Annotated in this window: 23 protein-coding genes and 1 other RNA gene; 10 read left to right on the forward strand and 14 right to left on the reverse strand. The window is 74.4% G+C overall.

Annotation, left to right across the window (positions count from 1 at the left end; translation table 11 throughout):
• Positions 1 to 91: 91 nt before the first annotated feature.
• A complete protein-coding gene (locus tag ACI79C_RS04945) occupies positions 92 to 1,708 on the forward strand; it encodes an SLC13 family permease (protein WP_456944507.1) in 1,617 nt (538 codons plus the stop codon).
• A 209-nt stretch (positions 1,709 to 1,917) separates the two neighbouring features.
• On the opposite strand, the gene ACI79C_RS04950 is transcribed toward ACI79C_RS04945, so the two are convergent.
• Positions 1,918 to 2,556: an ATP-dependent Clp protease proteolytic subunit gene (locus ACI79C_RS04950; RefSeq protein ID WP_456944508.1), complete on the reverse strand. Its 639-nt coding sequence runs from the start codon at positions 2,554 to 2,556 to the stop codon at positions 1,918 to 1,920.
• 437 nt (positions 2,557 to 2,993) lie between these two features.
• On the opposite strand from ACI79C_RS04950, the gene ACI79C_RS04955 reads away from it, so the two are divergent.
• Entirely contained in the window at positions 2,994 to 4,133 is a 1,140-nt protein-coding gene (locus ACI79C_RS04955; RefSeq protein ID WP_456944509.1) for a magnesium and cobalt transport protein CorA, read from the forward strand.
• Positions 4,134 to 4,142: 9 nt separating this feature from the next.
• Here ACI79C_RS04955 and ACI79C_RS04960 read toward each other — a convergent pair whose 3' ends face one another.
• From ACI79C_RS04960 to ACI79C_RS04990, 7 genes are all read right to left on the reverse strand, one after another.
• Positions 4,143 to 4,640 carry a (2Fe-2S)-binding protein gene (locus tag ACI79C_RS04960; RefSeq protein WP_456944510.1) on the reverse strand — a complete coding sequence of 166 codons (498 nt, stop codon included), beginning with the start codon at positions 4,638 to 4,640 and terminating at the stop codon, positions 4,143 to 4,145.
• Positions 4,637 to 5,581 carry an FAD binding domain-containing protein gene (locus ACI79C_RS04965; RefSeq protein WP_456944511.1) on the reverse strand — a complete coding sequence of 315 codons (945 nt, stop codon included), beginning with the start codon at positions 5,579 to 5,581 and terminating at the stop codon, positions 4,637 to 4,639. Before ACI79C_RS04965 ends, ACI79C_RS04960 begins: the two co-directional genes overlap by 4 nt.
• Positions 5,578 to 7,953: a xanthine dehydrogenase family protein molybdopterin-binding subunit gene (locus ACI79C_RS04970; RefSeq protein WP_456944512.1), complete on the reverse strand. Its 2,376-nt coding sequence runs from the start codon at positions 7,951 to 7,953 to the stop codon at positions 5,578 to 5,580. The genes ACI79C_RS04965 and ACI79C_RS04970 overlap by 4 nt, the downstream gene beginning before the upstream one ends.
• Complete coding sequence (locus ACI79C_RS04975; protein WP_456944513.1) at positions 7,950 to 8,870, reverse strand: dioxygenase family protein; 921 nt, start codon at positions 8,868 to 8,870, stop codon at positions 7,950 to 7,952. The genes ACI79C_RS04970 and ACI79C_RS04975 overlap by 4 nt, the downstream gene beginning before the upstream one ends.
• Positions 8,867 to 10,681 carry a CocE/NonD family hydrolase gene (locus ACI79C_RS04980; protein ID WP_456944514.1) on the reverse strand — a complete coding sequence of 605 codons (1,815 nt, stop codon included), beginning with the start codon at positions 10,679 to 10,681 and terminating at the stop codon, positions 8,867 to 8,869. The genes ACI79C_RS04975 and ACI79C_RS04980 overlap by 4 nt, the downstream gene beginning before the upstream one ends.
• A 121-nt stretch (positions 10,682 to 10,802) precedes the next feature.
• Positions 10,803 to 10,967, reverse strand: a complete 165-nt coding sequence (locus ACI79C_RS04985; RefSeq protein WP_456944532.1) for a hypothetical protein — start codon at positions 10,965 to 10,967, stop codon at positions 10,803 to 10,805.
• A 74-nt stretch (positions 10,968 to 11,041) separates the two neighbouring features.
• Positions 11,042 to 11,620 (reverse strand): GNAT family N-acetyltransferase, encoded by a 579-nt coding sequence (locus ACI79C_RS04990; RefSeq protein ID WP_456944515.1) that lies wholly within the window; start codon positions 11,618 to 11,620, stop codon positions 11,042 to 11,044.
• A 63-nt stretch (positions 11,621 to 11,683) separates the two neighbouring features.
• Here ACI79C_RS04990 and ACI79C_RS04995 point away from each other — a divergent pair, with 63 nt between their 5' ends.
• From ACI79C_RS04995 to ACI79C_RS05005, 3 genes are all read left to right on the forward strand, one after another.
• Positions 11,684 to 12,661, forward strand: coding sequence for an ornithine cyclodeaminase family protein (locus ACI79C_RS04995; protein ID WP_456944516.1), 978 nt, complete (start codon positions 11,684 to 11,686; stop codon positions 12,659 to 12,661).
• Positions 12,662 to 12,847: 186 nt separating this feature from the next.
• A complete protein-coding gene (locus tag ACI79C_RS05000; protein ID WP_456944517.1) occupies positions 12,848 to 14,302 on the forward strand; it encodes an FAD-binding oxidoreductase in 1,455 nt (484 codons plus the stop codon).
• Between the two features lie 61 nt (positions 14,303 to 14,363).
• Positions 14,364 to 14,876, forward strand: a complete 513-nt coding sequence (locus tag ACI79C_RS05005; RefSeq protein ID WP_456944518.1) for a DinB family protein — start codon at positions 14,364 to 14,366, stop codon at positions 14,874 to 14,876.
• A 52-nt stretch (positions 14,877 to 14,928) separates the two neighbouring features.
• Here ACI79C_RS05005 and ACI79C_RS05010 read toward each other — a convergent pair whose 3' ends face one another.
• Genes ACI79C_RS05010 through ACI79C_RS05025 form a run of 4 tightly spaced genes read right to left on the reverse strand, consistent with a single transcriptional unit; the run spans position 14,929 to position 17,836 of the window.
• Complete coding sequence (locus ACI79C_RS05010; RefSeq protein ID WP_456944519.1) at positions 14,929 to 15,399, reverse strand: hypothetical protein; 471 nt, start codon at positions 15,397 to 15,399, stop codon at positions 14,929 to 14,931.
• Positions 15,400 to 15,455: 56 nt separating this feature from the next.
• On the reverse strand, positions 15,456 to 16,658 hold the full coding sequence (locus ACI79C_RS05015) for an MFS transporter (RefSeq protein WP_456944520.1): 1,203 nt from the start codon (positions 16,656 to 16,658) through the stop codon (positions 15,456 to 15,458).
• Positions 16,659 to 16,679: 21 nt separating this feature from the next.
• Entirely contained in the window at positions 16,680 to 17,243 is a 564-nt protein-coding gene (locus ACI79C_RS05020) for a TetR/AcrR family transcriptional regulator (RefSeq protein ID WP_456944521.1), read from the reverse strand.
• Complete coding sequence (locus tag ACI79C_RS05025; protein WP_456944522.1) at positions 17,240 to 17,836, reverse strand: sugar O-acetyltransferase; 597 nt, start codon at positions 17,834 to 17,836, stop codon at positions 17,240 to 17,242. The genes ACI79C_RS05020 and ACI79C_RS05025 overlap by 4 nt, the downstream gene beginning before the upstream one ends.
• Before the next feature lie 182 nt (positions 17,837 to 18,018).
• On the opposite strand from ACI79C_RS05025, the gene ACI79C_RS05030 reads away from it, so the two are divergent.
• The 4 genes from ACI79C_RS05030 to ACI79C_RS05045 are packed head-to-tail and all read left to right on the forward strand — an operon-like array spanning position 18,019 to position 22,169.
• A complete protein-coding gene (locus ACI79C_RS05030) occupies positions 18,019 to 18,849 on the forward strand; it encodes a DeoR/GlpR family DNA-binding transcription regulator (protein ID WP_456944523.1) in 831 nt (276 codons plus the stop codon).
• Positions 18,846 to 20,408, forward strand: a complete 1,563-nt coding sequence (locus ACI79C_RS05035; protein WP_456944524.1) for a xylulokinase — start codon at positions 18,846 to 18,848, stop codon at positions 20,406 to 20,408. The genes ACI79C_RS05030 and ACI79C_RS05035 overlap by 4 nt, the downstream gene beginning before the upstream one ends.
• A gap of 28 nt (positions 20,409 to 20,436) precedes the next feature.
• Positions 20,437 to 21,474 (forward strand): zinc-dependent alcohol dehydrogenase, encoded by a 1,038-nt coding sequence (locus ACI79C_RS05040; protein ID WP_456944525.1) that lies wholly within the window; start codon positions 20,437 to 20,439, stop codon positions 21,472 to 21,474.
• Positions 21,471 to 22,169, forward strand: a complete 699-nt coding sequence (locus tag ACI79C_RS05045; protein ID WP_456944526.1) for a class II aldolase/adducin family protein — start codon at positions 21,471 to 21,473, stop codon at positions 22,167 to 22,169. The genes ACI79C_RS05040 and ACI79C_RS05045 overlap by 4 nt, the downstream gene beginning before the upstream one ends.
• A 285-nt stretch (positions 22,170 to 22,454) precedes the next feature.
• On the opposite strand, the gene ssrA is transcribed toward ACI79C_RS05045, so the two are convergent.
• Positions 22,455 to 22,829, reverse strand: a transfer-messenger RNA (tmRNA) gene (gene ssrA, locus ACI79C_RS05050).
• A 172-nt stretch (positions 22,830 to 23,001) separates the two neighbouring features.
• Here ssrA and ACI79C_RS05055 point away from each other — a divergent pair.
• On the forward strand, positions 23,002 to 23,970 hold the full coding sequence (locus tag ACI79C_RS05055) for an AraC family transcriptional regulator (protein WP_456944527.1): 969 nt from the start codon (positions 23,002 to 23,004) through the stop codon (positions 23,968 to 23,970).
• A gap of 9 nt (positions 23,971 to 23,979) precedes the next feature.
• Here ACI79C_RS05055 and ACI79C_RS05060 read toward each other — a convergent pair whose 3' ends face one another.
• Complete coding sequence (locus tag ACI79C_RS05060; protein ID WP_456944528.1) at positions 23,980 to 24,531, reverse strand: cupin domain-containing protein; 552 nt, start codon at positions 24,529 to 24,531, stop codon at positions 23,980 to 23,982.
• Between the last annotated feature and the right edge of the window lie 531 nt (positions 24,532 to 25,062).

Below are 25,062 nucleotides of genomic sequence, written 5' to 3' on the forward strand. Positions count from 1 at the left end.
CTCCGCCAGGGTCGCGCCGCGAGCCGCCAAGTGGTGGGGAGCAGGAGGGTCCTTCTCCTATGGTCTGGGTCACATCCCAGGGGAGGGCGGCATGACGACCACCGATCGCAGGCCCGGGTCCGGACAGCGGACCGACGTCGACGCCGCCTTCCGCGGCTCCGCCACCTACCGCAGCCTGGGGGAGCAGCAGCTCAGCCCGGCCGAGGAGCGGTTCGAGAAGGGCCGCCGCACCGTCGGGTTGTTCCTCGCCCCGATCGTGTCCATCGTCTTCGCGCTGCTGCCGCTGGACCTGCCGCGAGACCAGCACCTGCTGGCCGCCGTCCTGCTCGGGGTCATCGTCCTGTGGATCACCGAGCCGGTGCCGATCCCGGTCGGCGGGCTGATCGGGGTCGGGGCGATCGTCGTCCTCGGCGTGGTGCCGGCCGACGACGCGCTGGGGCCGTTCGGGTCGACGACGGTGTTCACCTTCATCGGCGCGTTCATCCTCGCCGCCGCGATGCTCAAGCACGGCGTCGCCCGGCGGTTCGCCATGACCATCCTGTCCATGCGCTGGGTCGGCGGCTCGACCGCGCGCGTCATCATCGCCTTCGGGCTGATCACCGCCCTGCTCTCGGCGTTCGTCTCCAACACCGCGACCGTGGCCATGCTGCTGCCGACGGCGATCGGCATCCTCTCGGTGATCGCCAAGCTGATGCAGGACAAGGAGCTGGTCGCACCGGACTTCGACCCGCTGCGGCTGCGCGTCGGCGTGGCGCTGATGCTGATGCTCGCCTACGGCGCCAGCGTCGGCGGGCTGATCACGCCGGTCGGCACGCCGCCCAACCTGATCGGCCGCGGGCTGATCGAGGAGGCGACGGGGGAGCGGATCGGCTTCCTCGACTGGATGCTCATGGCGCTGCCGATCTGCGCGCTGATGTTCGTGGCGCTCGCCGCCGTCCTGCTGCTGCTCAACCGGCCGGAGATCAAGCGGATCGAGGGCGTGCACGAGTACGTGCAGCGGGAGCGCGCCGAGCTCGGCCCGGTGACGCGGGCGGAGAAGAACACGCTCGTCGCGTTCGGCGTCACCGTCGTCCTGTGGATCTTCCCGGGCGTCATCGCGCTGACCGCCGGCACCGACTCCGACCTGTACACGACGATCAGCGACCGGCTGGACGAGGGCATCGTCGCCGTCCTCGGCGCCTCGCTGCTGTTCCTGCTGCCCACCGACTGGAAGGCGCGGGAGTTCACGCTCAACTGGTCGGACGCCGCGAAGATCGACTGGGGCACGATCCTGCTGTTCGGCACCGGGATCATCTTCGGCTCGCTGCTGGCCGACACCGGCCTGGCCGAGACGATCGGCCAGGGCTCGTCGGACGCGCTCGGGCTGACCAGCACGATCGCGATCACCGTCTTCGCGGTGATCCTGGCCATCGTCATCTCCGAGACGACCAGCAACACCGCCTCGGCCGCCGTCGTCGTGCCGATCGTCATCCCGGTGGCCGTGGCGGCGGGCATCAACCCGTTCGTGCCGGCGCTGGCGGCCACGTTCGCCGCGTCCTTCGGGTTCATGCTGCCGGTGTCGACGCCGCAGAACGCGATCGTCTACGGCTCCGGCGTCGTGCCGATCACCAAGATGATCCGGTCGGGGATCTCCTTCGACGTCCTCGGCGCGCTGCTGATCGTCGTCCTGCTGCCGCTGCTGATCGACCTCGTGCTGAACGTCGGCTGACACCGCCGGGGGCATCGCAGGGAGCGCCAGCGACGGAGGAGCGGACCGGGGGTGGAAGCCGACCCGTGCCCGGCGTCGGCTGACCCCGCCGGGAGCGCCGTCCGGCCGATGCGCGGCCGCGAGGCAGTGTGCGGCGGTGGCGGGTCCCGGCCGCGGGAGTCGCCACGGACGCACACCGCCGGTCGGTGGACACGCGGACCCGGCCTCGGCTAGGTGTCCAGCCCGTCGCCGTGCTCGGGGAGGGCGGCGGCGCGGGCGACGACGTGGTCGACGAGGCCGTACCGGAGGGCCTCCTCGGGCGTGAACCACCGGTCGCGGTCGGAGTCGGCCTCGATCTGCTCGACGGTCTGCCCGGAGTGCCGGGCCTGCAGCTCGTTGATCTCCCGCTTGAGCCGCCCGAACAACTCGGCCTGGATGGCGATGTCGGACTGCGTGCCCCCGACGCCCGCCGAGGGCTGGTGCATCATGATCCGGGTGTGCGGCAGGGCGTGCCGCTTGCCGGGCGTGCCGGCGCTGAGCAGGAACTGGCCCATCGAGGCGGCCATGCCGAGGCCGTAGGTGGCCACGTCGCAGTCGACGAACCGCATCGCGTCGTAGACGGCCATGCCGGCGCTGACCGAGCCGCCGGGTGAGTTGACGTACAGGTGGATGTCGCGCTGCGGGTCCTCGGCCGACAGCAGCAGCACCTGCGCCGCCACACGATTGGCGACGGCGTCGTCGACGGCCTCACCGAGGAAGACGATCCGCTCGCCGAGCAGCCGGTCGTAGACGGCGTCGGGGAGGCTCAGGGACGGGCCTCCGGTGAGCAGCAGGGGGACGTTCGGGCTGGTCGACGCGATGGTGTGCATGGTCCCGGGCCTCTCGGAGAGCAGGGTGTGCCGACCTCCCGGAGTCTGCTCGGAATGGCGCGGGAAATGCGTGACGAAATGGTACGTTCCGCCGACTGCTGAATTGTTGTGCTCTCCGAGAAATGCGGTTGACGGTCCCTGGACCGGGTCCCGGCACGGCCTGGTCGTCCCGGCGACGGCCGCCGTTCACCCGCTCGGGGGAGGCGGTTGGACAGGACGTGTCACGATGGACGACGGCCTGCCGACCGGAGGCCCCACGGACGGCGGGAAGGAACGAGCGCGTGCGCAGCGAACCCCCCAGTACCGGCTCCGAGGTCCGCGCCGCCCGGTGACCGACCCCGCTGCCCCGCCGCTCGCGGCCGGGGACCAGCAGCGGGCCGAGGCGGGTGCGGGCCTCCGACGCGTCCCCCCGCCCCAGCGTCCCCCGGGAGTCCGTCGTGGTCGACCGCCGTCGTGCGTCCCTCACCGCCCTGTCCCTGGGCCGCCGCTCGCGGCCCGAGCTGACCCTCGCGCCCGCCCCGGCGCAGCCGGCCGCCCCCGTGGACGGCGCGCGCAAGGTGCTGATCGTCGACAACGCCGTCTACTCCGCAGGCCGGCGGGTGGCCACGCCGGAGACGGCCGCCGAGAGCCACGAGTGGCTGCTCGAGGACCCCGAGCGCCTGGTGTGGCTGGGCCTCTACCGGCCCGAGCCGGGGGAGCTCGGTGAGCTCGCCGAGCAGTACGACCTGCCCGAGCTCGCGGTCGAGGACGCGATCAAGGCCCACCAGCGGCCCAAGTTCGAGCGGTACGGCGACACGCTGTTCGTCGTCCTCAAGGCCGCCCGGTACCTCGACGCGGCCGAGGAGGTCGAGTTCGGGGAGCTGCACCTTTTCCTCGGCCGCAACTTCGCCATCACCGTGCGGCACAGCGAGTCGCCGGACCTCTCCCGGGTGCGCCGCCGGCTGGAGAGCGAGCCGGCGCTGCTGGAGAAGGGCAGCGAGGCGGTCCTCTACGCGATCCTCGACGCCGTCGTCGACGGCTACTCCCCGGTGGTCGCCGGGCTGGCCAACGACATCGACGAGATCGAGACCGAGGTCTTCCGCGGGGACCCGGGGGTGTCGCGGCGCATCTACGAGCTCTCCCAGGAGGTGCTGGAGTTCCAGCGCGCCGCCGCGCCGCTGACCGGCATCCTCGACCAGATCACCGCGGGGTTCGACAAGTACGGCGTCGACGAGGACCTGCGCAGCTACCTGCGCGACGTGGCCGACCACGTCGTCCAGGTCACCGAGCGGGTCGAGGCGTTCCGGCTGCAGCTGCGCGACATCCTCACGGTCAACGCCACACTGGTCGCCCAGCGGCAGAACGAGGAGATCCGCGAGCTCACCGAGGCCTCGATCGCCCAGGGCGAGGAGGTCAAGAAGATCTCCGCGTGGGCGGCCATCCTCTTCGCGCCGACGCTGGTGGGCACCGTGTACGGGATGAACTTCGACGCGATCCCCGAGCTGCACTGGCACCTCGGCTACCCGTTCGCGCTGGTGCTGATGGTCGGGGTGAGCGTGACCCTCTACTGGGTGTTCAAGCGCCGCGGCTGGATCTGAGCGCCCCGGTCAGTCGCGGTCGGACCGGCCGCCGTCGGATCCGCACCGCAGGACCGCGTCGACGATCGCGTCGTAGCCGGTGCACCGGCACAGGTTGCCGCTGAGCGCCTCGCGGACCTCGGCCTCGGTCGGTGCGGCGACCCGTTCGAGCAGGTCCTCGGCGGCGAACAGCATCCCGGACAGGCAGAAGCCGCACTGGAAGGCGTTGGCGTCCCAGAAGGCGCGCTGCAGCGCGGTGAGCTCCTCGCCGTCGGCCATCGAGGCGATCGTGTCGACGTCGGCGCCGTCCTCGGCGACGGCCAGCCGCAGGCAGGACTTCGCGATCGCGCCGTCCACCCGCACGGTGCAGGCGCCGCAGTCGCCGGTGCGGCACCCGGCCTTGGGGGCGGTCGCGCCGAAGTCGTCACGGAGGGCGTCGAGCAGCAGCGAGCGGGGGTCGACCGCGGCCGTGCGCCGCCTGCCGTCCACCGTCAGCGTGAGCTCCACCCGGTCGGCGTCCTCCGTCACGGCCGTGCTCCCTCCGTCCGGGCGGTGGCCCCCTGGGCAGTGGCTCCTCGGGCGGTGGCTCCTCGGGCGGTGGCTCCTCGGGCAGTGGTTCCTCGGGCAGTGGCCACTGCCGCCGCCAGCGCGCGCCGGGCCACGGGGGAGGCGACCGCGGCCCGGTAGGACGCCGGCGCGAGCACGTCCTCCCAGGGCTCGGTGACCGCGGCGGCGGCGAGGTCCGCGGCGGCCCGCAGCTCCTCCTCGCCGGGGACCGAGCCGACCAGTGCCGAGACGTCGGCGCGGACCGGGACGGCGGCCACCCCGCCGAGCACCAGCGTGGCGTCGGTGCAGGCCCCGGCGTCGTCCAGTCGCACCAGCGCGGCGGCGGTCGCGATCGGCCAGGAGCTGGCGCCGCGCTTGAGCTTGACGTAGCCGGAGCCGGCCCCGGCCGCGGACGGCAGGTCGAAGCCGATCAGCAGCTCGCCGGCGCCCACGGTCGACCGCGAAGCCCCGGCGAACAGCTCGTGCGCGGGCACGGCCCGCTCCCCGTCGGGGCCGGCCACGAGCGCGACCGCGCCGGAGGCCACCAGCGCGGCCGGGACGTCGGACTGCGGGCGGGCGGCGACCGCCGCGCCACCCACCGTGGCCTGGCTGCGCAGCGCCCAGCCGCCCGTGATGCCCCCGGCCATGGTCCGCAGCAGCGGTGCCTGCGTCGCGACCGCGGGGCTGGCCAGCAGGTCGGCGTAGGTGCACATCGTGCCGAGCCACAGCCCCGTCCCGGTGACGGCGACCCCGCCGAGGCGGGCCCGGCGCAGGTCGACCAGCCGGGTGGGGGCCGACTCGCCGCGGTCCATCTCCGGCAGCACCCAGGTCCCGCCGGCGAGGACACGGCCGCCGCCGGCCAGGGCGTCCAGGCAGCCGGGGAGGTCCCGCGGCGCGACGTAGCCGAACCGGGTGGCGATCACGCGTCGGCCCCCGCGAGGGCCGCCAGCACCCGCGGCGGGCTGACCGGGGTCGAGTCCAGCGCCGCTCCGCGCGGGGCGAGGGCGTCGTTGACCGCGTTGACGACCGCGGCCAGCGCGCCGGAGAAGCCGGCCTCGCCGACCCCCTTCGCGCCCAGCGGGGTGCCGGGGGCGGGGGTGCACAGGTGCTCGAGCTCGATCCGGGGCAGGTCCAGCGCCCGGGGCAGGAGGTAGGTCTTGAACCCGGTGCTCAGCGGCGCCCCGGCGGCGTCGTACCGCAGCTCCTCGCCGAGGGCCGCCCCGATGCCCATCGCCACGCCGCCGGTGACCTGCCCGTCGACGAACAGCGGGTTGACCACGGTGCCGCAGTCGTGGGTGACGACGTGCCGCAGCAGGGTGACCACCCCGGTCTCGGCGTCCACCTCGAGCACCGACGCGTGCACCGCGTAGGGGTAGGTCGTGTAGGTCTGCATCCGGCCCAGGGCGTCGGGCTGCTGCCGGACGTTGGTCGGCCGGTAGGTGCGGGTCGACTCCAGCTGCGGCTCGATGTCGAGGTCCAGCCGGTAGGTCAGCGTCGCGACGGCGTTGGCGACCGCGCTGATCGGCACGGTCCGTCCCGGCGCAACCTCCGCGATCCCGCCGGCCAGCCGCACCTCCTCGTCCGGCCCGGCCCCCAGCAGTGCCCGCGCCGCGGTGCGCAGCGTGCCGGCGACGTCCCGGGCGGCGAGCACCGCGGCGTTCCCGCCGGTGATGATCGACCGGCTGGAGATGTTGCCGAAGCCGTAGGGGCACCGGTCGGTGTCGCCCTGGACGACGGTGACCGCGCCGAGGCTCACCCCGAGCTCGTCGGCCACCAGCTGCGCGATGGCGGTGTCGTTGCCGGTGCCCGGCGAGGTCACCCCGGTGAGGACCGTGACCCGGCCGGTGGGGGAGACCCGCACCGTCGAGGTGTCGAACGCGGCGACCAGGGCGCCGGGGATGTCCGCGCTCTCGGGCATCAGCTCGAAGGCCAGGCCCACGCCCAGCAGCCGGCCCTCCGCGCGGGCGGCCGCCTGCTGCGCGCGGACGGCGTCGTGGTCGAGCCGGCGCAGGGTGAGGTCCAGCGCCGTCGCGTAGTCGCCGCTGTCGAGCTCCAGCCCCGAGGTGTGCGGGTACGGGAACGCGCCGGGCGGCACGAAGTTGCGCCGGCGGACCTCGGCGGCGTCCACGCCGACCGTGGCCGCCACCCGCTCCAGCACGCGCTCGACCAGCAGCGTCGCGCTGTCCTTGCCGAAGGGCTTCGTGCCCACCCACGGCGTCTTGTTGGTGACCACCACCTGGTAGCGCACGTGGCAGGAGGGCAGTGCGTACCCCAGCCCGGTGGCGAGCGCGCCCACGTGGGCCATCCCCCAGCCGTGGGTCGCCGCGGCCGCGCCGTGGTCGGAGACGGCGTGCACGTCGAGCGCGCACAGCCGGCCGTCGTCGTCGAAGGCCACCCGGTAGCGCATCACCTGCTCGCGGGTGCCGGCCTGCAGCGTGGCCGAGCGCTCCTCCACCCACGACACCGGCCGGCCGACCAGGAGGGTGAGCAGCGGAGCGAGGAAGTCCTCGCGGTTGCCGTACATCTTCAGCCCGAACGATCCCCCGAGCCGCGGCGCGACGACCCGGATCTGCTGCTCGTCCAGGCGCAGGCAGGCCGCGAGCACGGTGCGCAGCACGTGCGGGTTCTGGGTGGTGGCGTGCACGGTCAGCCGCTGGCCGGCCGCGTCCCAGGAGGCCACGGACGCGCGGGGCTCCATCGGCGCGGCGGTGCCGCGGTGCGCGCGCACCTCGCCCTCCAGCAGGTGGGCCGCACCGGCCGAGGCGGTGGCGAAGTCGTCGGGGCCGACCTCGCGCTCGATGAGCACGTTGTCGCCCCACTCCGGGTGGACGAGGGGCGCGCCGGGGCGCAGCGCCTCCTCCGCGTCGAGCACCGCGGGCAGCGGCTCGTAGGTGACCGCGACCGCCGCCGCTCCCGCGGCGGCGTCGGCGGCGGTCTCGGCGACGACGGCGGCCACCGGCTCGCCGGCGTACACGACGGTGCCGACGGCCAGGGGCCGGACGACGGCGTGGTGGCCGCCGAGGTGGCCGGCGTCCAGCCCGTGCGGGATCTCGTCGCAGTGCCGGGCCGCCTCCGCGCCGGTGACGACCGCGACCACCCCGGGCAGCGCGCCGGCCGCCTCGGTGTCGATCGCCACCACGCGGGCGTGCGCGTGCGGCGAGCGCACCAGCGCGGCGTGCGTCGTGCCCGGGAGCCGGACGTCGGCGGTGTAGACCGCCCGGCCGGTGAGGTACGCGTCGCCGTCCTGGCGGCGCACCCGCTGCCCGGTCAGCGGGCCGGGCAGGGTGGCGGTCACGGCTGCGGCGTACCCGCGGGCTGGACGACCAGGTCGATCACCGCGTGCCGGAAGGGGCTCTCGACGCCGAAGCCGGCCGCCCGGTCGGCGTCGTCCACGGGGGCGAAGTCCCGCACCAGGCTGCGCTTGACCGCGAACACCGCGTCGGAGTCCAGGTAGGGGCTGCCGGCCACGAAGATGTGCGTGGTCACCGGCACGTGGCCGGCGGCCTCGGCGATGAAGTGGATGTGCGCCGGCCGGTAGGCGTGCCGCGAGGTGGCGGCCAGCAGCTCGCCGACCGGGCCGTCGGTGGGGATGGGGTAGGGCGCCGGGACGACGGTGCGGAACCAGAACCGGCCCTCGTCGTCGGTGGTGAACAGCCCGCGGCCGTTGCCGGGCGGCTGGACGTCGGGCCGCTGCACGTCGTAGAAGCCGTCCTCGTCGGCCTGCCAGACGTCGACGGTGGCGCCGGGGATCGGCGCGCCGTCGGTCGACAGCACCCGGCCCTCGACGACGCACACCTCGCGGCCGCCCACCTCGTCGATGGAGTCGCCGTTCTCCCGCACCGGGGAGACGGTCATGTGGAAGGGCCCGAGCACGGTCGCCTCGGTGGCGCCGGCGACCTTGCGGTGGTTGATGTTCTCGACCAGGGCCGAGACCCCGAGGACGTCGGAGAGCAGCACGAACTCCTGCCGGACGTCGTCGCACTTCTGGCCGGTGCGGGTGAGGAAGTCGATCGCCGTCTCCCACTCGGCGATCGTCGGCTCCACCTCGCGGATCGCCGAGTGCAGGCCGCGGACGACGGCGGAGAGCAGCTCGCGCAGCCGCGGGTCGGCGGTGTGCGCGAAGCTCTCGACGGTCGCGTCGGTGACCGTCTCCTCGGTGACGTCCTCGGGCTGGACGGGGGCGTCCTCGCGGGGGGTGTGCAGGTCGGTCATGAGTCGGTGCCTCCGGGTGCCGGTGGGTCCAGCGGGATGACGGGCAGCAGCAGGGCCGAGGGCCGCGCCGTGTCGTGGTAGATGCTGTGCAGCGTCGTCCGGGAACTGGTCACGTGGTAGGGGACGTACTCCGCGTTGGTCGCCCCGGCGACGCCGGTGGGCACGTCCATGCTGCTGATCTCGACGCAGATGCGGTGCCCCTTCTGGAAGAGGTTCGCCGTCGCCAGGATCTCGATCTCGTACTCGACGACCTCGCCGGGCGCCACCGGCTGCGCGGCGGCCCGGGTGAGCTCGTGGAAGGGCTTCCACTCGGTGCTGCGCTCGGGGTCCAGGGCCCGGTTCGACGCCTTGAGCCAGCCGCGGGTCAGCTCGCGCTCGGGCAGGTCGCTGCGCAGCTCGCGCTCGCCCTCGCGGACGGTCATCACGTGCGGGTCGGGGCCGATGTCCTTGAGCGTGACGATCCAGGTGGTGTCGTCCTGGTCGATCGCGGCGAACAGCCGGAGCTTCGCCGGCCCCGCGACGAGCACCGGCTCGCTCAGCGGCTCGCTGACGTAGCGCAGGCTGCTCACCGTGCGGGTGTGGGTGAGCGGCATCTGCACGAACGCGTCGGGCGGGATGGTGTCGTCGACCGACGAGGGCACGAACGGCTGCGGGCGCAGCCGCTCCCAGCTGTTCAGGTAGAACGGCGTCCACTGCGTCTCGGGCAGCGGCCAGTCGGTGCCGGTGCGCCACTCGTTGGCCCCGGTCACCCAGTACCGGACCGGCGGCTCGTCGAGGACGCCGGTGTCCATGCCCTTCAGCCAGTGGTCGTACCAGCGCAGGATCTCCGAGTGCAGCCCGTGGAAGGGCCGCTCGAGGTGCGCGGGCCCGGCGAACAGCAGCTTCTTGTCCCGGCTGGCGATGTGCCGCCAGTAGGTCTGCGCGCCCTGCAGGTGGGTCTTGTACGTGTAGCCGTACCAGCCCGAACCGGTGTAGACGGGCAGGTCGATCTGGCCGAACTCGGCCTCGCTGCGCTCGACCACGCCCTCGGCCTCGTACGGGTCGATGAGCACGTTGAAGAAGGCCGGCATGAGCTGGCCCTTCATCGTGATGACGTTGTAGAGGTGCGGGTGGATGGCGTAGTCGGGGTCGGCCATCGCCTCGCGCCAGAGCGCCTCGCGCTCGGGCGGCAGCTCCCCGGGCGCGCCCCGGTCCTGGTGGAAGGTGCCGAAGTGCCCCACGAGGTAGCGGAACAGGTGGACGACGCCGCCCGGGTACTCCTCGCGGAACCCCCCGAGCTCGCCGTAGGCGCCGCGCGGGTCGAAGGGGAAGACCGCCTTGAGCGACGGTGGCCGCTGCCGGGCCACGTGCACCTGCTCCGCGCCGAAGCCGGAGATGCCGACCATGCCGACGTTGCCGTCGCACCACGGCTGCTGGGCGATCCACTCGATGAGGTCGTAGGAGTCCCACGTGCGGGCGCCGCCGCTCTCGGACTTGCCCACCCCGCGGGGCATCCCGATGACGTGGACGTAGCCCCGGGAGGTGAGGAAGCGGGTGTCGCCGGCCTCCATCGGCCCGCTCCACAGCGGCGACCAGGCCGGCTGGGGCGGGACGTTCTGCGCGGTGTCGGGGCCCTGGATGTCCTTGTTGTAGATCGCGAACGCCAGCAGCGCCGGCAGCGGCTCGTCGGTGTCGGGCCGGTAGACGTCGACGCACAGCGAGACGCCGTCCCGCATCGGCACGTACACGTCCCGCTCGGCGACGATGCCCTCGTACTGCGGGGGGCGGTCGTACCCCGGGGGCACGTGCTCGGGGGACGGCGGCAGCGTCATCGGCGGCAGCACCCTTTCTCGGCGGCGTGAGCCCGGTCACGCTAGCCAGGGGTCCCCACCGGGGCTGTCCGCCCTGCGCGGGGGGCAGCCGGAAACCGCGACGGGTCGCCGCGGCGCCCGGTCAGGCCAGGACGACGTCCGCGGCGTCGGCCTGCAGGGTGAGGTCGGCGGCCGTGGTCAGCCAGCCCGCGACCAGCAGCAGCGGCCACGGCTGCTCGTCGTCCAGCGACGCGGTCGTCGCCACCAGTGAGGCCTGGGCCACCGCCCTGCACGCCATGGTCCGCACGACGAGCTCCTTCCGTCCGAGTACCGGGAGGTTCGGCACCGGGGGAGCGGGACTCCAGCCGCGAAACCGGAACGTCATCCCGACGGGGTGGGTCGGGGGACCCGCGCAACCGGCCGGAAACCGCGCCGGCGGTACCAGCCCAGCGGCCAGTCGTCCTCGTCGGCGGCGACGACCAGCGTCGCCACGCCCTCGCCGGCCAGGCGCCGGCGGACGGCCTCCAGCAGTCCGTCTCCGGAGCCGGCCCCGCGGTGCCCGGGGAAGACGTCGACCTCCTGCAGCCGCGCCGTCCGGACGTCGGAGGGCAGCCGGAGAGCGCCGATCGCACCCACCAGGTCGCCGTCCGCGCCCGGCGCCAACCACAGCCGCAGGCCCAGCCGCACCGTGCGCTCGCGGGTCCGGCCGACCAGCGCTCGTGCGGCGTCCTCGTCGAGGCCGAGGGCCGCCTCGACCGGCAGCCGGGCGGCGGCGTACCGGGCCCAGTCCTCCTCGGTGCGGCAGGCCCGCAGCGGCAGTGCGCGGCCCGCGATCGGGTCGGCGGCGGAGCGGACCAGCAGCGTCCGGCCCGCTCCGGCGTCTTCTCCGTCGCCGAGCACGCGGACGCCGGGGCGCAGCAGCCGCTCGGTGGCCACCGCGCGGTCGGCCTGGAGGTCCACGGCCGACAGCCTGCCCGCCGGGGACCGTTGACCGGCGCCGGTCCGCGCGCGCAGCATCGGACGGTGCTCCTCCTGCGACGGCGGGACGTCGAGCAGTTGCTCGACGTGCGCGACCTGGTCGACGCGCTGGCGACGGCGATGGCCGACCTCTCGGCCGGGCGGGCCTCGGTCCCGCCGCGGGTGGCCGCGCTCGTCGACGAGCGCGGCGTCCTCGCCGCGATGCCCGGCTACAGCCCCACGCTCGGCTGGCTGGCGGTCAAGGTGCTCTCGGTGTTCCCGGGCAACCCCGCGCCGGCCACGCCCACCCACCAGGCGCTGATCGGGCTCTTCGACCCGCAGACCGGGACACCCTGCGCGCTGATGGACGGCAACGCGATCACCGCGGCCCGCACGGCCGCCTGCTCGGCCCTCTCCATCCGCCTGCTCGCCCGCCCCGACGCCACCGTCCTGGCCGTCCTGGGCACCGGTGTCCAGGCCCGGGCGCACGCCCTGGCCGCCGGCGTCGTGCGGGACCTGTCGGACGTGCGCGTCGCCGGGCGGCACCCGGAGCGCGCCGAGGCGCTGGCCGCCGAGCTGCGCGCGGCGGGGCTGCCGGCGCGGGCCGTGGCGTCGTGGCCGGAGGCGACGCGCGGCGCCGGGCTGGTCTGCGCGGCGACCGCGGCGGAGGAGCCGGTCGTGCGGCGGGACTGGCTCGACCCGGGCACGCACGTCACCTCGGTCGGCTTCACGGCCACCGGGCGCGAGGTGGACGACGACACCGTCGCCGACGCCCTGGTCGCGGTCGAGCACCGGGAGACCGCGCTGCAGCCGTACCCGGTCGGGAGCACCGACCTCAGCGACCCCCTCGGCCGGGGGCTGCTGCTGCCCGACGACGTCGTCGAGATCGGCGAGCTGGTCGAGGGGCGGCGACCGGGGCGCACCACCGCCGACCAGCTCACCCTGTACAAGTCCGTCGGCGTCGCCGTGCAGGACGCGGCCGCCGCCGGGCTGGTGTTCGCGGCGGCCCGCCGTCGGGGCGTGGGACACCGGATCACCTTCTGAGCGGCGCGGCTGCGGGCGGTGGTCGCTCGGCAGTCCGACCCGTGTTCCCAGGGTCACCACGCGCCGCTGCACCCGCCCGGCGTGCGCGCGGGGACTCCGGTCACTGACGCCTGTGCCAGAGTCCTGGTCGCTCTCAGCGGTGCTGCGCCACCAGGGAGCAGCCTGCGGGCTCAGAGGGGGCCTGTCATGCCACTCGACGACCAGACCACCACCCGGTTCCTCCGCTCCTTCCCGGGGGAGGTACTGCGACGGGCCGACGCCGGGTTCGCCCAGGCCCGGGCCGAGGCCGTCTGGAACGGCGCCGTCTCCCGGCAGCCGGCGCTGATCGTGCGGCCCACCTCCACCGACGAGGTCGCCCGGGCGCTGACCCTCGTCCGCGAGGCGGGCGCGGAGGTCACCGTCCGTGGCGGCGGGCACAGCGCGGCGGGCAGCTGTGTCGCCGAGGGCGCGATGATGATCGACCTCTCCCGGATGAACGGCGTCCGGGTGGACCCGGCGGCGCGGCGCGGGTACGTCGGCGGTGGGGCCACCTGGGCCGCGGTGGACGCCGCGACCGCCCCGCACGGACTCGCGACGGTCGGTGGGACGGTGAGTCACACCGGGGTCGCCGGCCTGACGCTCAGCGGTGGGATGGGCTGGCTGACCCCGCAGCACGGGCTGGCCTGCGACAACCTGGTCGCGGCGACGCTGGTCACTGCCGACGGCCGGACCGTGACCGTGTCCGACCAGGAGCACCCCGACCTCCTGTGGGGGTTGCGCGGTGCGGGCAGCAACTTCGGGGTCGTGACCGAGCTGGTGTTCGACCTGCACGACCTCGATCCCACGGTGGACCTGGGGTTCTTCTTCTGGCCCGTCGAGCGGGCCGGGCAGGTGCTCGCCTTCGCCCGGAGGTACCTCTTCGAACTCCCCTCCAGCGCCAGTGCGGTCGCGGCGTTGCTGTCCGCACCCCACGAGCCGTTCGTCCCCGCGGAGCACCGCGGGGTCCCGGGGGTCGCCGTCATGGTCACGGGCTGGGGCGACGCTCGACGACACGCCGACGCGGTGGCGCCTCTCCGCGACCTCGACCCGCTCGTCGAGCTGGTCACGCCCCTCCCGTACGTGGCACTGCAGCAGATGCTCGACGAGGCCGAGCCGTGGGGCATCCGCGGGTACGCGAAGAGCGTGAACCTCCAGGACCTGCCGGACGGTGCGATCGACGTCCTGCTCGACCGGCTGCCCCGTCGGCGGTCCCCGATGTCCTACGTGCCGATGTTCTCGCTGCGCGGTCGGTTCGCCGAGGTCCCGGACGACGCGACGGCGTGGGGGAGCCCGCGCAGCACGCGCTGGGCGCTCGCCCTGCTCGACATCGCGCCGGACGAGGAGGGTTTCGAGGCCGACCGCGTCTGGGTCCGGGAACTCTGGGAGGCGCTGCAGCCGTACGTGTCCGACGAGGGGGCCTACCTCAACTTCGAGACCGACACCGACCAGCGGCGGGTGCGGGCGTCGTACGGCGAGGACAAGTACCGCCGGCTGTCCGCGCTCAAAGCCGAGTGGGACCCGGACAACCTCTTCCGGCACAACCCCAACGTCCCTCCCTCCGGGCCGGGCATCCCGATGCCGCGGCAGTCGGAGACCGCTCGCGCGGAGGAGCCCACCCGCTGACCTCCCCGGGTGGCCGGCGGCGGGCGTCGGCGCCTGGCGACGGGCTGACACGATCGGCGGCATGACGACGACCGAGCGGGCCATGCCGCCGCTGGAGGCCGACGAGCGCACGACGCTGGACGGCTGGCTCGACTTCTACCGGGCCACGCTGGCCGGCAAGTGCGACGGGCTCACCGACGAGCAGCTGGCCACCGCGTCGGTGCCGCCGTCGCCGCTCACGCTGCTCGGGCTGCTGCAGCACATGGCCGAGGTGGAGCGGAACTGGTTCCGCCGGGTGCTGGCGGGGGAGCAGGTGCCCGCCATCCACGACCCGGACACCGACCCCTCCGGCCACGACGGCGGCTTCGACGTCGCCGACGGCGCCTCGCTCGCCACCGCCCGCGCGAGCTGGGCGGCCGAGGTCGACCGGGCCCGGGAGAACTGCGCGGCCCGCGAACTGGACGAGACAAGCCCGTTCATGGGCGGGCAGGTCACCCTGCGGTGGATCTACAGCCACATGATCGCCGAGTACGCCCGGCACGCCGGCCACGCCGACCTGATCCGGGAGCGCATCGACGGCGCCACCGGCGTCTGAGACCGGGCGCTCGACGGACGCCCAGGGGCCGGTCCGGCCGGGCGGGCGGTGCTCAGCTGCCGGGTGCCGGGGGCTCCTGCTCGTCCAGGCGCGCCGCCAGCCCGGCCAGCCCCTCCCTGATCGAGGCGCCGTAGGGGTCCTCGCCGAGCGCCGGCGCGGCCTGGCGGGCCAGGTCGAGGTGGCGGCGGGCCGCGGCGAGGTCCCCGAGCTTGCGGTGGTCCTCCCCGAGGTTGAGGTGCAGCGAGGGGTAGAAGGCGGCCACCGGCGCGATGGCTCCCGCGGCGGCGGCCCGCTCGTCGGTCACCGACTCCGCGAGCGCCAGGGCCCGCAGGTCCCAGGCCAGCTCCTCCCGCGGGTCGTCCTGGACGTCGGCCATGGAGTGGGCCAGGAAGCAGCGGTGCAGCGGGTCGCCGCCGGGGCCGAGGACCTCCCAGAGCTCGGTGAACGCGGCACGGGCCTCGGCGCGCCGTCCCTGCTGCCCGAGCGCGATCCCCTGCCGGATGCGCTCCAGGGTCTGGTCCACCGTGGCCTCCTCGCCGTCGTCCGCCGTCGGGGTCGTGCCGGGACGGTAGGGGCCCGCTACGACAGTCCGGCTCGGTCCGCGGCCGGCCGGCCCGGCAGGGATCGTCCGAGGACCAGCGCGGTGGCCCCGGCGAGCACGACCGCGAGCAGGGCGACCCGCAGGCTGGTCGCGTCGGCCAGGGCCCCGATCAGCGGCGGCGAGACGAGGAAGCCGATCCGGAGCAGCCAGTTGATCACCGCCAGCCCCAACCCGTGCGGGAGCCCGGGCAGCTCGTCGGCCGCCTGGTAGACGGCCGGGACCAGGGTGGCGACGCCGAGCCCGGCGAGGGCGAACCCGGCCAGCGTGGTGGGCACCGACGGCAGGGCCAGGGCCAGGCCCATCCCCGCCGCGGTGAGCGCCCCGCCCGCACGGGCCACCCGCCGCTGGCCGAAGCGGTCGACGACGCGGTCGCCGGTCAGCCGCCCGACGGTCATCGCGACCTGCAGGGCCACGAAGCCCAGCCCGGCGGTGGCCGCGCCGGTCGCGAGCTCGGTGCGCAGGTAGAGCGCGCTCCACGAGGCGCCGGCGTCCTCGACGAACGCGCCGCACGCGGCGAGCACGCCGAGTACCGCGAGCGCCGGGACGGCGGCCCGCCGGCGCGGGCGCTCCCGCGGGTGCTCGTCGGCGGCCTGCTGGGGCTCGTCGCGGCCGGGCAGCACCGCCCGCGAGACCACCACGGCGAGCGCACCGAAGACGACGGCAGAGCCGGCGGTCTGGGCGACGAGGGGCACCCCCAGCCCCGCCGCGGCCGAGCCGAGCAGGCCGCCGGTGACCGCGCCGACGCTCCAGATGCCGTGGAAGGCGTTGAGGATCGAGCGCTGGTAGAGCCGCTGCACCCGCAGCCCGTGCGCGTTCTGGGCGACGTCGATGATCGCGTCCAGCGCGCCGACCACCAGGAGCGCCGCGGCGAGGCCGAGCCAGTTCGGTGCCACCGACACCGTCCACACGGTGACGCCGAGCAGGACCAGGCCGTAGGAGGCGACCCGGCCGGAGCCGAACCGGCGGATGAGCGGCGCGGAGGACAGGCCGGCCAGCAGCGCGCCCAGCGGTACGGCCGCCAGGGCCGCGCCGAGAGCGGTGCTGCTCAGCCCCAGCTCCGCCTTCACCTCCGGCAGCCGGGGTACGAGGCCGGCGTAGAACACGGCGTTGAGGAAGAAGCAGGCGGCGACGGCGCTGCGGGCACGGCGCAGGCGCGCGGCGTCGAGGGTGGCGGTCTCCACGGGGTCCTCGGGGGTCGGGTCTCAGCCGGCGAGCCGGGAGAGGGCGGAACGGATCCCTGCTGTGTCCATCGGGTCGGTGGACAGGGCGCTGTGCAGGACCAGGCCCTCGACGAGCGCGTCGACCTCCCGCGCGGTGACGGGGTCGAGGTGGCGTTCGAGGCTGCGGCGGCTGCGGGACATCCAGTCCTGGGTGACCGCGCGCAGGGCCGGGTTGCGGGCCGCGGCGACGTAGAGCTCGACGGCCAGCACCAGGTCGCGCTGTGAACCCAGCAGGTCGCCGGTGAGGTGCTCGACCAGCGCCTCGAGCGCGGCCGCCCGGTCGGGTGCGGCACGCATGCGCTCGTCGAAGCGGGCCGCGACGGTGTCGACGTGCCGGGTGAACGCCGCAGCGAGCAGGTCGGTCAGCGAGTCGAAGTGGTAGGTCAGCGACCCCAGCGGGACGTCGGCCGCACGCGCGATCGCCCGGTGGGAGGCGGCAGCGACGCCCTGCTCGGCGATGACGTCCAGCGCGGTGTCCACCAGCCGGTCGCGCCGGCCCGGGTCGTACCGGCGGGCCCGCCGCACCGGGGTGGGGGCGGCGCTCACCGGCCGGGCTCGTCCAGCGTGCGGACGACGCGGGCGGGGTTGCCCACGGCGACCACGTCGGCCGGGAGGTCCCGGGTGACCACGGAGCCGGCGCCGACGACGGTGTTGTCCCCGATCGTCACGCCGGGCAGCACGATCGCCCCACCACCGAGCCAGACGTTGTCGCCGATCGTGATCGGCGCGGCCGCCTCCCACTTGGCCCGCCGCGGTCCCGGCTCGACCGGGTGGGTCGGGGTGAGCAGCTGGACGTTGGGCCCGATCTGGACGTCGTCCCCGATGGTGATCGGCGCGACGTCGAGGGCGACCAGCCCGAAGTTCGCGAAGCACCGGGCGCCGATGCGCAGGGAGCTGCCGTAGTCGACGTACAGCGGCGGCCGGATCTCGGTGCCCTCGCCGATGGCGCCGAGCAGCTCCTCGAGCAGCCGGCGGCGCAGGGGGCCCTGGCGGACCGTCGTCGCGTTGTACGCGTCGGCCAGGTCCAGGGCACGGGTGCTCGCCTCGGCGAGCTCGGGGTCGTCGGCGATGTAGAGGTCCCCGGCGAGCATCCGCTCGCGCATGGTCCGGGGATCGCCCGTGTCGGGCCGGAGGCTCATGAGAACGAGCGTACACATCGGCATACCCGTGCCGACGCCGGCGTGCGACCACGCCGGGGCTCCCCTCCGTGACGCCGATCATGCGCCGATCACACGAGGTAACACAGGTTGTGTTGCAAATATCAGCTTTAGTGTTAGATTGGCGTCGACGCGGCATCGTCGTCACGACCGGGAGGCCGGCCATGTCCACATTGGCCCAGCGCGGGAGCAGTCACGCGCTCCGTCGATCGCAGATCGCGGAGCTGGTCAAGGCGCAGGGTTGGGCGCGGATCGACGACCTGGCCGAGCAGTTCGGCGTCAGCACGATGACGATCCACCGGGATCTCGACCACCTCGACAGCCAGGGCGTGGTGCGCAAGGTGCGCTCGGGGGCCGAGGCTCCCCCGAGCGAGGCCTTCGAGCGCAACGTCGACCTCCGCCGGACGCTCAACGTGAGGGAGAAGAGGGTCGTCGCGCAGGCGGGCTTCGCCTGGGCGACCGAACGCGTGCAGATGCAGGCGGTCGCCCTCGACGACAGCACCACGGCCCTCCACGTCCTGCCGCTGCTCCTCGAGCGTCTCCCGCTGACGGTCGTGTCCAACTTCCTGCCCGCCATCACCCAGCTCGCGGCCGAACCGCGGGTGCGGCTCCACGCGATCGGTGGCGACTACGAGCCCGACTTCTCCGCCTTCACCGGGTCGCAGGCGATCGGCGCCCTGGAAGCGGTGCACTACGACGTCCTGTTCATGTCCGTGCCGGCGGTGACCCGGGGCACCTGCTTCCACCCGTCGAGTGCCGCGGCCGACCTCAAGCGCGCGTTCATGGGCAGTGCGGAGCTGCGCGTCCTCCTCGTCGACCACACCAAGACGGCGCGCCGCGCGGTGCACCGGATCTGCGCGCTGGCCGACTTCGACGCCGTCGTCGTCGACTCCGGCCTCGACGAGAGCGAGGTCGAGCAGCTGCGTGCGAGCGGCGCGAACGTCGTCGTCGCACCCGTGCCCGCCACCTCCCCCGAGTCGGGGTACGAGCCGTGACCGCGCCCCTCGTGGTGGCGATCGACTGCTCCACGACGGCGGCCAAGGCCCTCGTCGTCGACGCCGGGGGTCGGGTGCTGGGCAGCGGCGCGCACCCGCTGGACACGGCCACCCCCGCCCCCCGTCGGTTCGAGCAGCACGCCCCCGACTGGTGGAGCGCCACCGACTCGGCCGTCCGCGCCGCGCTGGCAGAGGTGCAGCACCCCGAACACGTCGCCGCGGTCTGCGTGACGCACCAACGCGAGTCCTTCGTCTGCCTCGACGACGCCGACCAGCCGCTGCGGCCGGCGATCCTGTGGATGGACGGGCGCGCCGAGTCCCAGGCCGAGCGCCTCGGCACCGACCGGATCGAACGGCTGTCGGGCAAGCCGGCCGACATCACCCCGGGCCTCTACAAGCTGGCCTGGCTGCGGGAGCACGAGCCGCGCACCACCGCCGCCACCCGCCGGGTGGTCGACGTGCACGGGTACCTGGTGCACGCGATGACCGGCCACTGGGTCTCCAGCACCGCGTCGGTCGACCCGCTCGCCCTCCTCGACGTCAGGACCGGCGACTACAGCAGCGAGCTGCTCGACATCGCCGGCCTCCGGCGTGACCAGCTGCCCGACCTGGTCCGGACGGGTGCATCGCTCGGTCCCCTGCGTCCCGAGGTCGCCGAGCGCTGGGGGCTGCCCAGCACGGTGGAGGTCGTCGCCGGTCTCGGTGACGGCCAGGCGGCCGGGCTGGGCCTGGACGTCACCGAACCCGGCAGTGCGTACCTCGTCCTCGGGACGGCGGTGGTGATCGGGAGCGAGAGCACCGCCTACCTGCCCTCGCGCGCCTACCGGTCGATGGTGTCGGCGCTGCCGGGCCACGTCACGGTCGAGGCGTTCACCTCCTCGGGCACCTTCCTGCCGACGTGGTTCCGCCGCGAGTTCGGCGCACGGGAGCTGGCCGGCGCGCCGGACCCGGAGCTCGAGCGGGAGGCAGCGGCCGTGCCGATCGGCAGCGAGCGGCTGCTCACCCTGCCGTACTGGAACGCGGCCCAGACGCCGCACTGGGACGGCCGGGCCTCCGGGCTGACGATCGGCTGGCGCAGTGGCCACGGCCGGGCCCACTTCTACCGTTCGCTGCTGGAGGGCATCGCCTACGAGCTGCGGCTGCAGCTCGACGGCCTCGAGGAGGCCCGTGGCGAGCGGGTCCAGGTGATCCGCGCCATGGGCGGCGGTGCCCGCAGCGCCCTCTGGACGCAGGTGCTCGCCGACGTCTTCGCCCGGCCCCTGGAGGTCCGCGCCGAAGGCGAGGTGAGCGCGCTCGGCGCGGCGGCCGTCGCACTCACCGCCGTCGGCGCGTTCGGCTCCCTGCGCGAGGCCGCCGCGGCGCTCGCCGCCACCGACCGGGTCGTCGAGCCCCGGCCCGACGCCGTCGCCGCCTATGCCGACCTGCTGGCGGTGTACCGGCGTCTCTACGCCGGGACCCGCGACCTGCTGCACGCCCTCCACGAGACGACCGACTCGGACGGCGCGGCGCGCAGCCCTGGGCCCATCGACGACGCGAGACCACAGACGGACGTCACGTGAGGAGCAGCATGATGAGAGGTGCACACGCATGAGGGCAGCGGTGTTCTACGGACCGGGGGACCTCCGGGTGGAGGACGTGCCGGCACAGGAACCGGGGCCGGGGGAGCTGCTGGTGGACGTGCGGGCGGCGGCCACCTGCGGCACGGACCTCAAGTCCTACCGCCGCGGCCACCCGAAGCTGTTCCCGACCCTGCCGTCGCGCTTCGGGCACGAGTTCGCCGGCGTCGTGGCCGCGGTCGGCGACGGGGTCACCGACTTCTCCGTCGGCGACCGGGTCGTGGCGGCGAACACCGCGCCCTGCGGCCACTGCTGGGCCTGCACCCGGGGCCGGGAGAGCCTGTGCGAGAACCTCGAGTTCCTCAACGGGGCCTTCGCCGAGCAGGTCGTCATCCCGCAGGCCATCGTGCAGCGCAACACCTACGTCCTGCCCGACGACCTGGAGTTCGCGGCCGCCGCGCCGCTCGAGCCGCTGGCCACCGTCGTGCACGGCATGGCCGAGACCGGCATCGAGCTCGGCGACACCGTCGTGGTCCACGGGGCCGGGCCGATCGGGTTGATGTTCGTGCGCCTGGCGACCCTGCGCGGGGCCAACGTGATCTCGGTGGACCAGACCCCGTGGCGCCTGGAGCAGGCCCGCCGGGTCGGCGCTGTCGACACCATCGACCTGTCCGACGTCGCCGACCCCGAGGAGCGCGTCGCCCTCATCAAGGGCCGCACGCCCGCGGGACGCGGCGCCGACGTCGGCATCGAGGCGGTCGGGCTACCCGGCGTCTGGGAGCAGACGGTGCGCACCCTCCGGCCCGGCGCGACGGCCGTCCTCTTCGGCGGCACCCCGAAGGGCGCGCCGTTCTCCGTCGACTCCTCCGCGATGCACTACGAGGAGTACACGCTCAAGGGCGTCTTCCACCACACGCCGAACTACGTGCGCACCGCCGTCGAGCTGCTGGCGTCCAAGAAGGTGGACGGCCACTCGCTGGTCACCGAGGTCCGCCCGCTCGAGGCCCTGGTGCCCAGCCTGGAGGACATGGCTGCCGGTCGCGGCTCGAAGTACGTGCTCGAGCCGTGAGCGCCGGGACCGCGCGACCGGACGCGCCCGACCTCCTGCTCGCCCGGCAGCGCCAGCAGGTGGCGGACGCCTGCCGGGAGCTGAGCCGCTCCGGCCTGGTCGTGGGGACGGCGGGCAACGTCTCGGTGCGGGTCGACGACCTCGTCGTCATCTCGCCGAGCGGGGTGGACTACGAGGCGATGTCCGCGCGCGACGTCGGCGTCCACGACCTCGACGGGAACCCCGTCGAGGCGGTCCTGCAGCCCTCGAGCGAGCTGGCCCTGCACCTGGCCGTCTATCGGGAGTCGGCCCGCACGGCCGTCGTGCACACCCACGCCCCCGCCTCGACCGCCCTGTCCACCCTCGTCGACGAGGTACCCGCCTCGCACTACTACACGGCGATGTTCGGCGGCCCGGTCCGCGTCGCCCCCTACGCCACCTTCGGCACGAGCCGGCTGGCCGACAACGTCACCGCCGCGCTGCGCGACCGCAGCGCCGCGCTCATGGGCAACCACGGCGCGGTCCTCACCGGCGAGGACCTCGCCAAGGTCATGGGGCTCGTCCCGTACCTCGAGTACATCTGCGACGTCCAGCTGCGCGCGATGGCGACCGGGGCGCCGGTGCGGGTGCTCGACGCCGAGGAGGTCACCGAGGTCGGACGGCGGCTGCGTGGCTACGGCCAGCAGGCCACGGCCCCCCGCGAGGGGTCGCCCTGACCGGTCGGCGTGCGCAGGGGCCCCCGGGTCGAGTCCGCCGGCCGTGCTCGACCTCGCCGGCCGCGGGGCGCGCCACCACGCCTCGCGAGATGCCGACGGAGGTGGGGCCGGCGGGGCCTGCGGCTCCAGCTGCACGACCCGTCGAGGGGGTGGCACGCGGTCGGGGGAGGGCCCGGACCTGACGTGGGACCCGGAGAGGACGAGAGCCGGGCCACCGCTGTCCGCGGTGGCCCGGCTCCTCGCCGGCACCGGGCCTGGCTCCTCGCCGAGGCCCCTGGGGTGGGTGGGTGGAGGTGGCGGGAATCGAACCCGCGTCCTTCGACGCATGTCCAGGGCTTCTCCGAGCGCAGTCCGCTTCGTCTCTGCTCGACCCTCCCGATCTCGCGGACGAGACGGGATGACGGGCCCAGTCGCTGTGCGGTGTCCCGTGCGCGCCCGCGACCGGCACGCACGGTGAGTCATCTAGCTGATGCCAGGATCCGGGTCGATGACGAACCCGGGCTGACAGACCCGCCTACGCTGCTCAGGCAGCGAGGGCGAAGTCGCGCTGACTGGAGTCGGCGCTTGATTGGTTTCCGACGCGTGGTTAACGAGCTCATCGTCGGCTTCCTCGGCTCGCTTCCCCTGGCCACCCGACCGAAGTCGAGACCATTCACCCCCTGTGTAGTTGTGCAGACAGGGTAACCGTCCCGGCTCCCGCGTTGTTCCCCACGCGGGGTGACACGGCCGAGCGACACGGGAGCGACGAGCCGGGGCCGGGTCTGTCCTCCCGGTGAGGGGGCATCTACCGTGGAGCGGCACCTGTGTCCACCGTCACGTCGCAAGGGGCCTGATGACACCGGCACCGCCGTTGCAGCGTTTCCCGCTCTGCCGTTCCAGCGACGTCTCCGAGTTCACCTCCCGGCTCAACGCCGTCTACTACCCCGCGGAGGTCCGGCCCCAGGTCACCGGCCGGTTCCCGGCCGCCTCCGTGCTGCACGCGCTGCACGAACCGGACTTCACCCTCGGCTACATCCGGCCCGGCGGCGACGTGCAGGTGACGCCGGACCAGGACGCCACCACCTACCACGTCAACCTCGTCCTCTCCGGGTCCGTGGTGGCCGTCAGCGGCAGTGACGAGGTCCTGGTGCAGCCGGGGTCGGCCGCGGTCCACGGCGCGCGGGAGCGCCACCAGTTGCGGGCGCGGGCGGGCAGCGGCCTGGTCGGCATGAAGCTCAGCCGCGACCTCGTGGAAGCCGAACTGGCCGCCATGCTGGGGCGTCAGGTCACCGGCCCGGTCCGGTGGGCGCCGGCGTTCGACCTGCGCACCGGCGCGGGCCGGTCGTGGCTCTCGCTGGTCCGGTTCACGCTGGCCGAGCTCGACTCGCCCGGGTTGCTGGACTCCCCGCTCGTCCGTCGTCGGCAGGTCCGCACCCTGGTGGCCGGCCTGCTGGCCGCGCAGCCGCACAACTACTCGGCGGCCCTCACCGAAGCCGCGAGCCCGCTGCGCCCGCGGACCGTCCGGCGGGCGCAGGAGTTCATCCGGGACCACTACGCCGAGCCGTTGACGGTCACCGACGTGGCGGCCGCCGCCGGGTCGAGCGTGCGCCGGCTGCAGGAGGCCTTCGGGACGGCGTTCGGCCTCTCCCCGATGACCTACCTGCGCGACGTCCGGCTCGACGAGGTGCGCCGGCGGCTCGCGGACGGCGACGCGAGCGTCACCGACGTCGCGCTGGCGTGCGGCTTCACCCACCTCGGCCGCTTCTCGGCGGCCTACCGGGCCCGGTTCGGGGAGCTCCCCTCGCGCACGCGCGCCGGCTGACCCGGGGGCTCAGGCCTCGTCGGGCAGGTTGCCGCCGACGAGCACGAAGGCCATGAGGCAGGGCTCGTCGGACCGGTTGGACCAGGCGTGCGCGGTGCCCCGCTGCACGAGGACGTCGCCGGCGGTCATCCGCACCTCGGTCGCGTCGAGGACCGCCCAGATCTCGCCGCTGAGCACGATCGCGTAGTCGATGGACCGGGTGGTGTGGAAGGCCAGCGGGCGGATCTCGTCGCCGTCGGCGTCGAACCGCCACTCCCGGTCCGGCGGCAGCTCCAGCGTGCGGAAGATCGTGCCGTTCTGCGGCGGCCCGACGCTCAGCGGCTGGTCGGTGTCGTACGGGTCGCGCAGGGGGCCGGTGTTGTCCGCCGGTGAGGTCTCGGTCCGCCACAGCTGGGTGGCCACGTAGGTGGGGACGCCGTGGCCGGCAGCCGCGTGCCGCCCCTCGTCCTCCAGCACGATCGTCGACCGGCCCTCGGCGTCGAGGCCGGTGACCAGGCGGCGCACCCTGCGCGTCGTCGGAGCGGGATCGACGCCGCTGGAGAACGGGTTGTAGTCGGCCACGTCGCCTCCTGGTCGCCGGCTCCCGGGGGCGGTCGGGGCCCCCGGCGGACCTGCGGACGCTAGGCCGGCCACCCCCTCCCGGCTATCCCGATCACGGTGTCGCTGTCCGGATCGCGCGGCCTCCTGGGGCCTCTGGGGCCCTCGATAACGAATGCGAGACGCGTCTCACACGTGTGCTTGACAACACCCCTGGGGTCGCTCAGGGTCCTCCGACAAACGCGGACAAGTGTTCGCAGTGCGAACGAGTCCGGGGCGTTCCGTCCCCCCGGACGCGCCTGCGGACGACGACCGCCCCACCCAGGGGACGACTGAGGAGAACCACGTGGACGTCGCCAGCGACCGGCCGCTCTCGGCCACCCCGCACTCGTGAGCGAGGCCGCGGTCTCGCCGCAGTCCGCAGCCGGCACCCAGCCCGGCCCGGCCGGTGGGCGGCCCTCGAGCGGCCCCGGGGGGGGGCGGGGGGGGGGGGGCGGGGTGGGCTCGGTGGCGTACAGCCGTGTGCTGTAAGCGAACCTAGTCATAATTAAAATC

The sequence above is a fragment of the Geodermatophilus sp. SYSU D00697 genome (genome assembly GCF_054050175.1).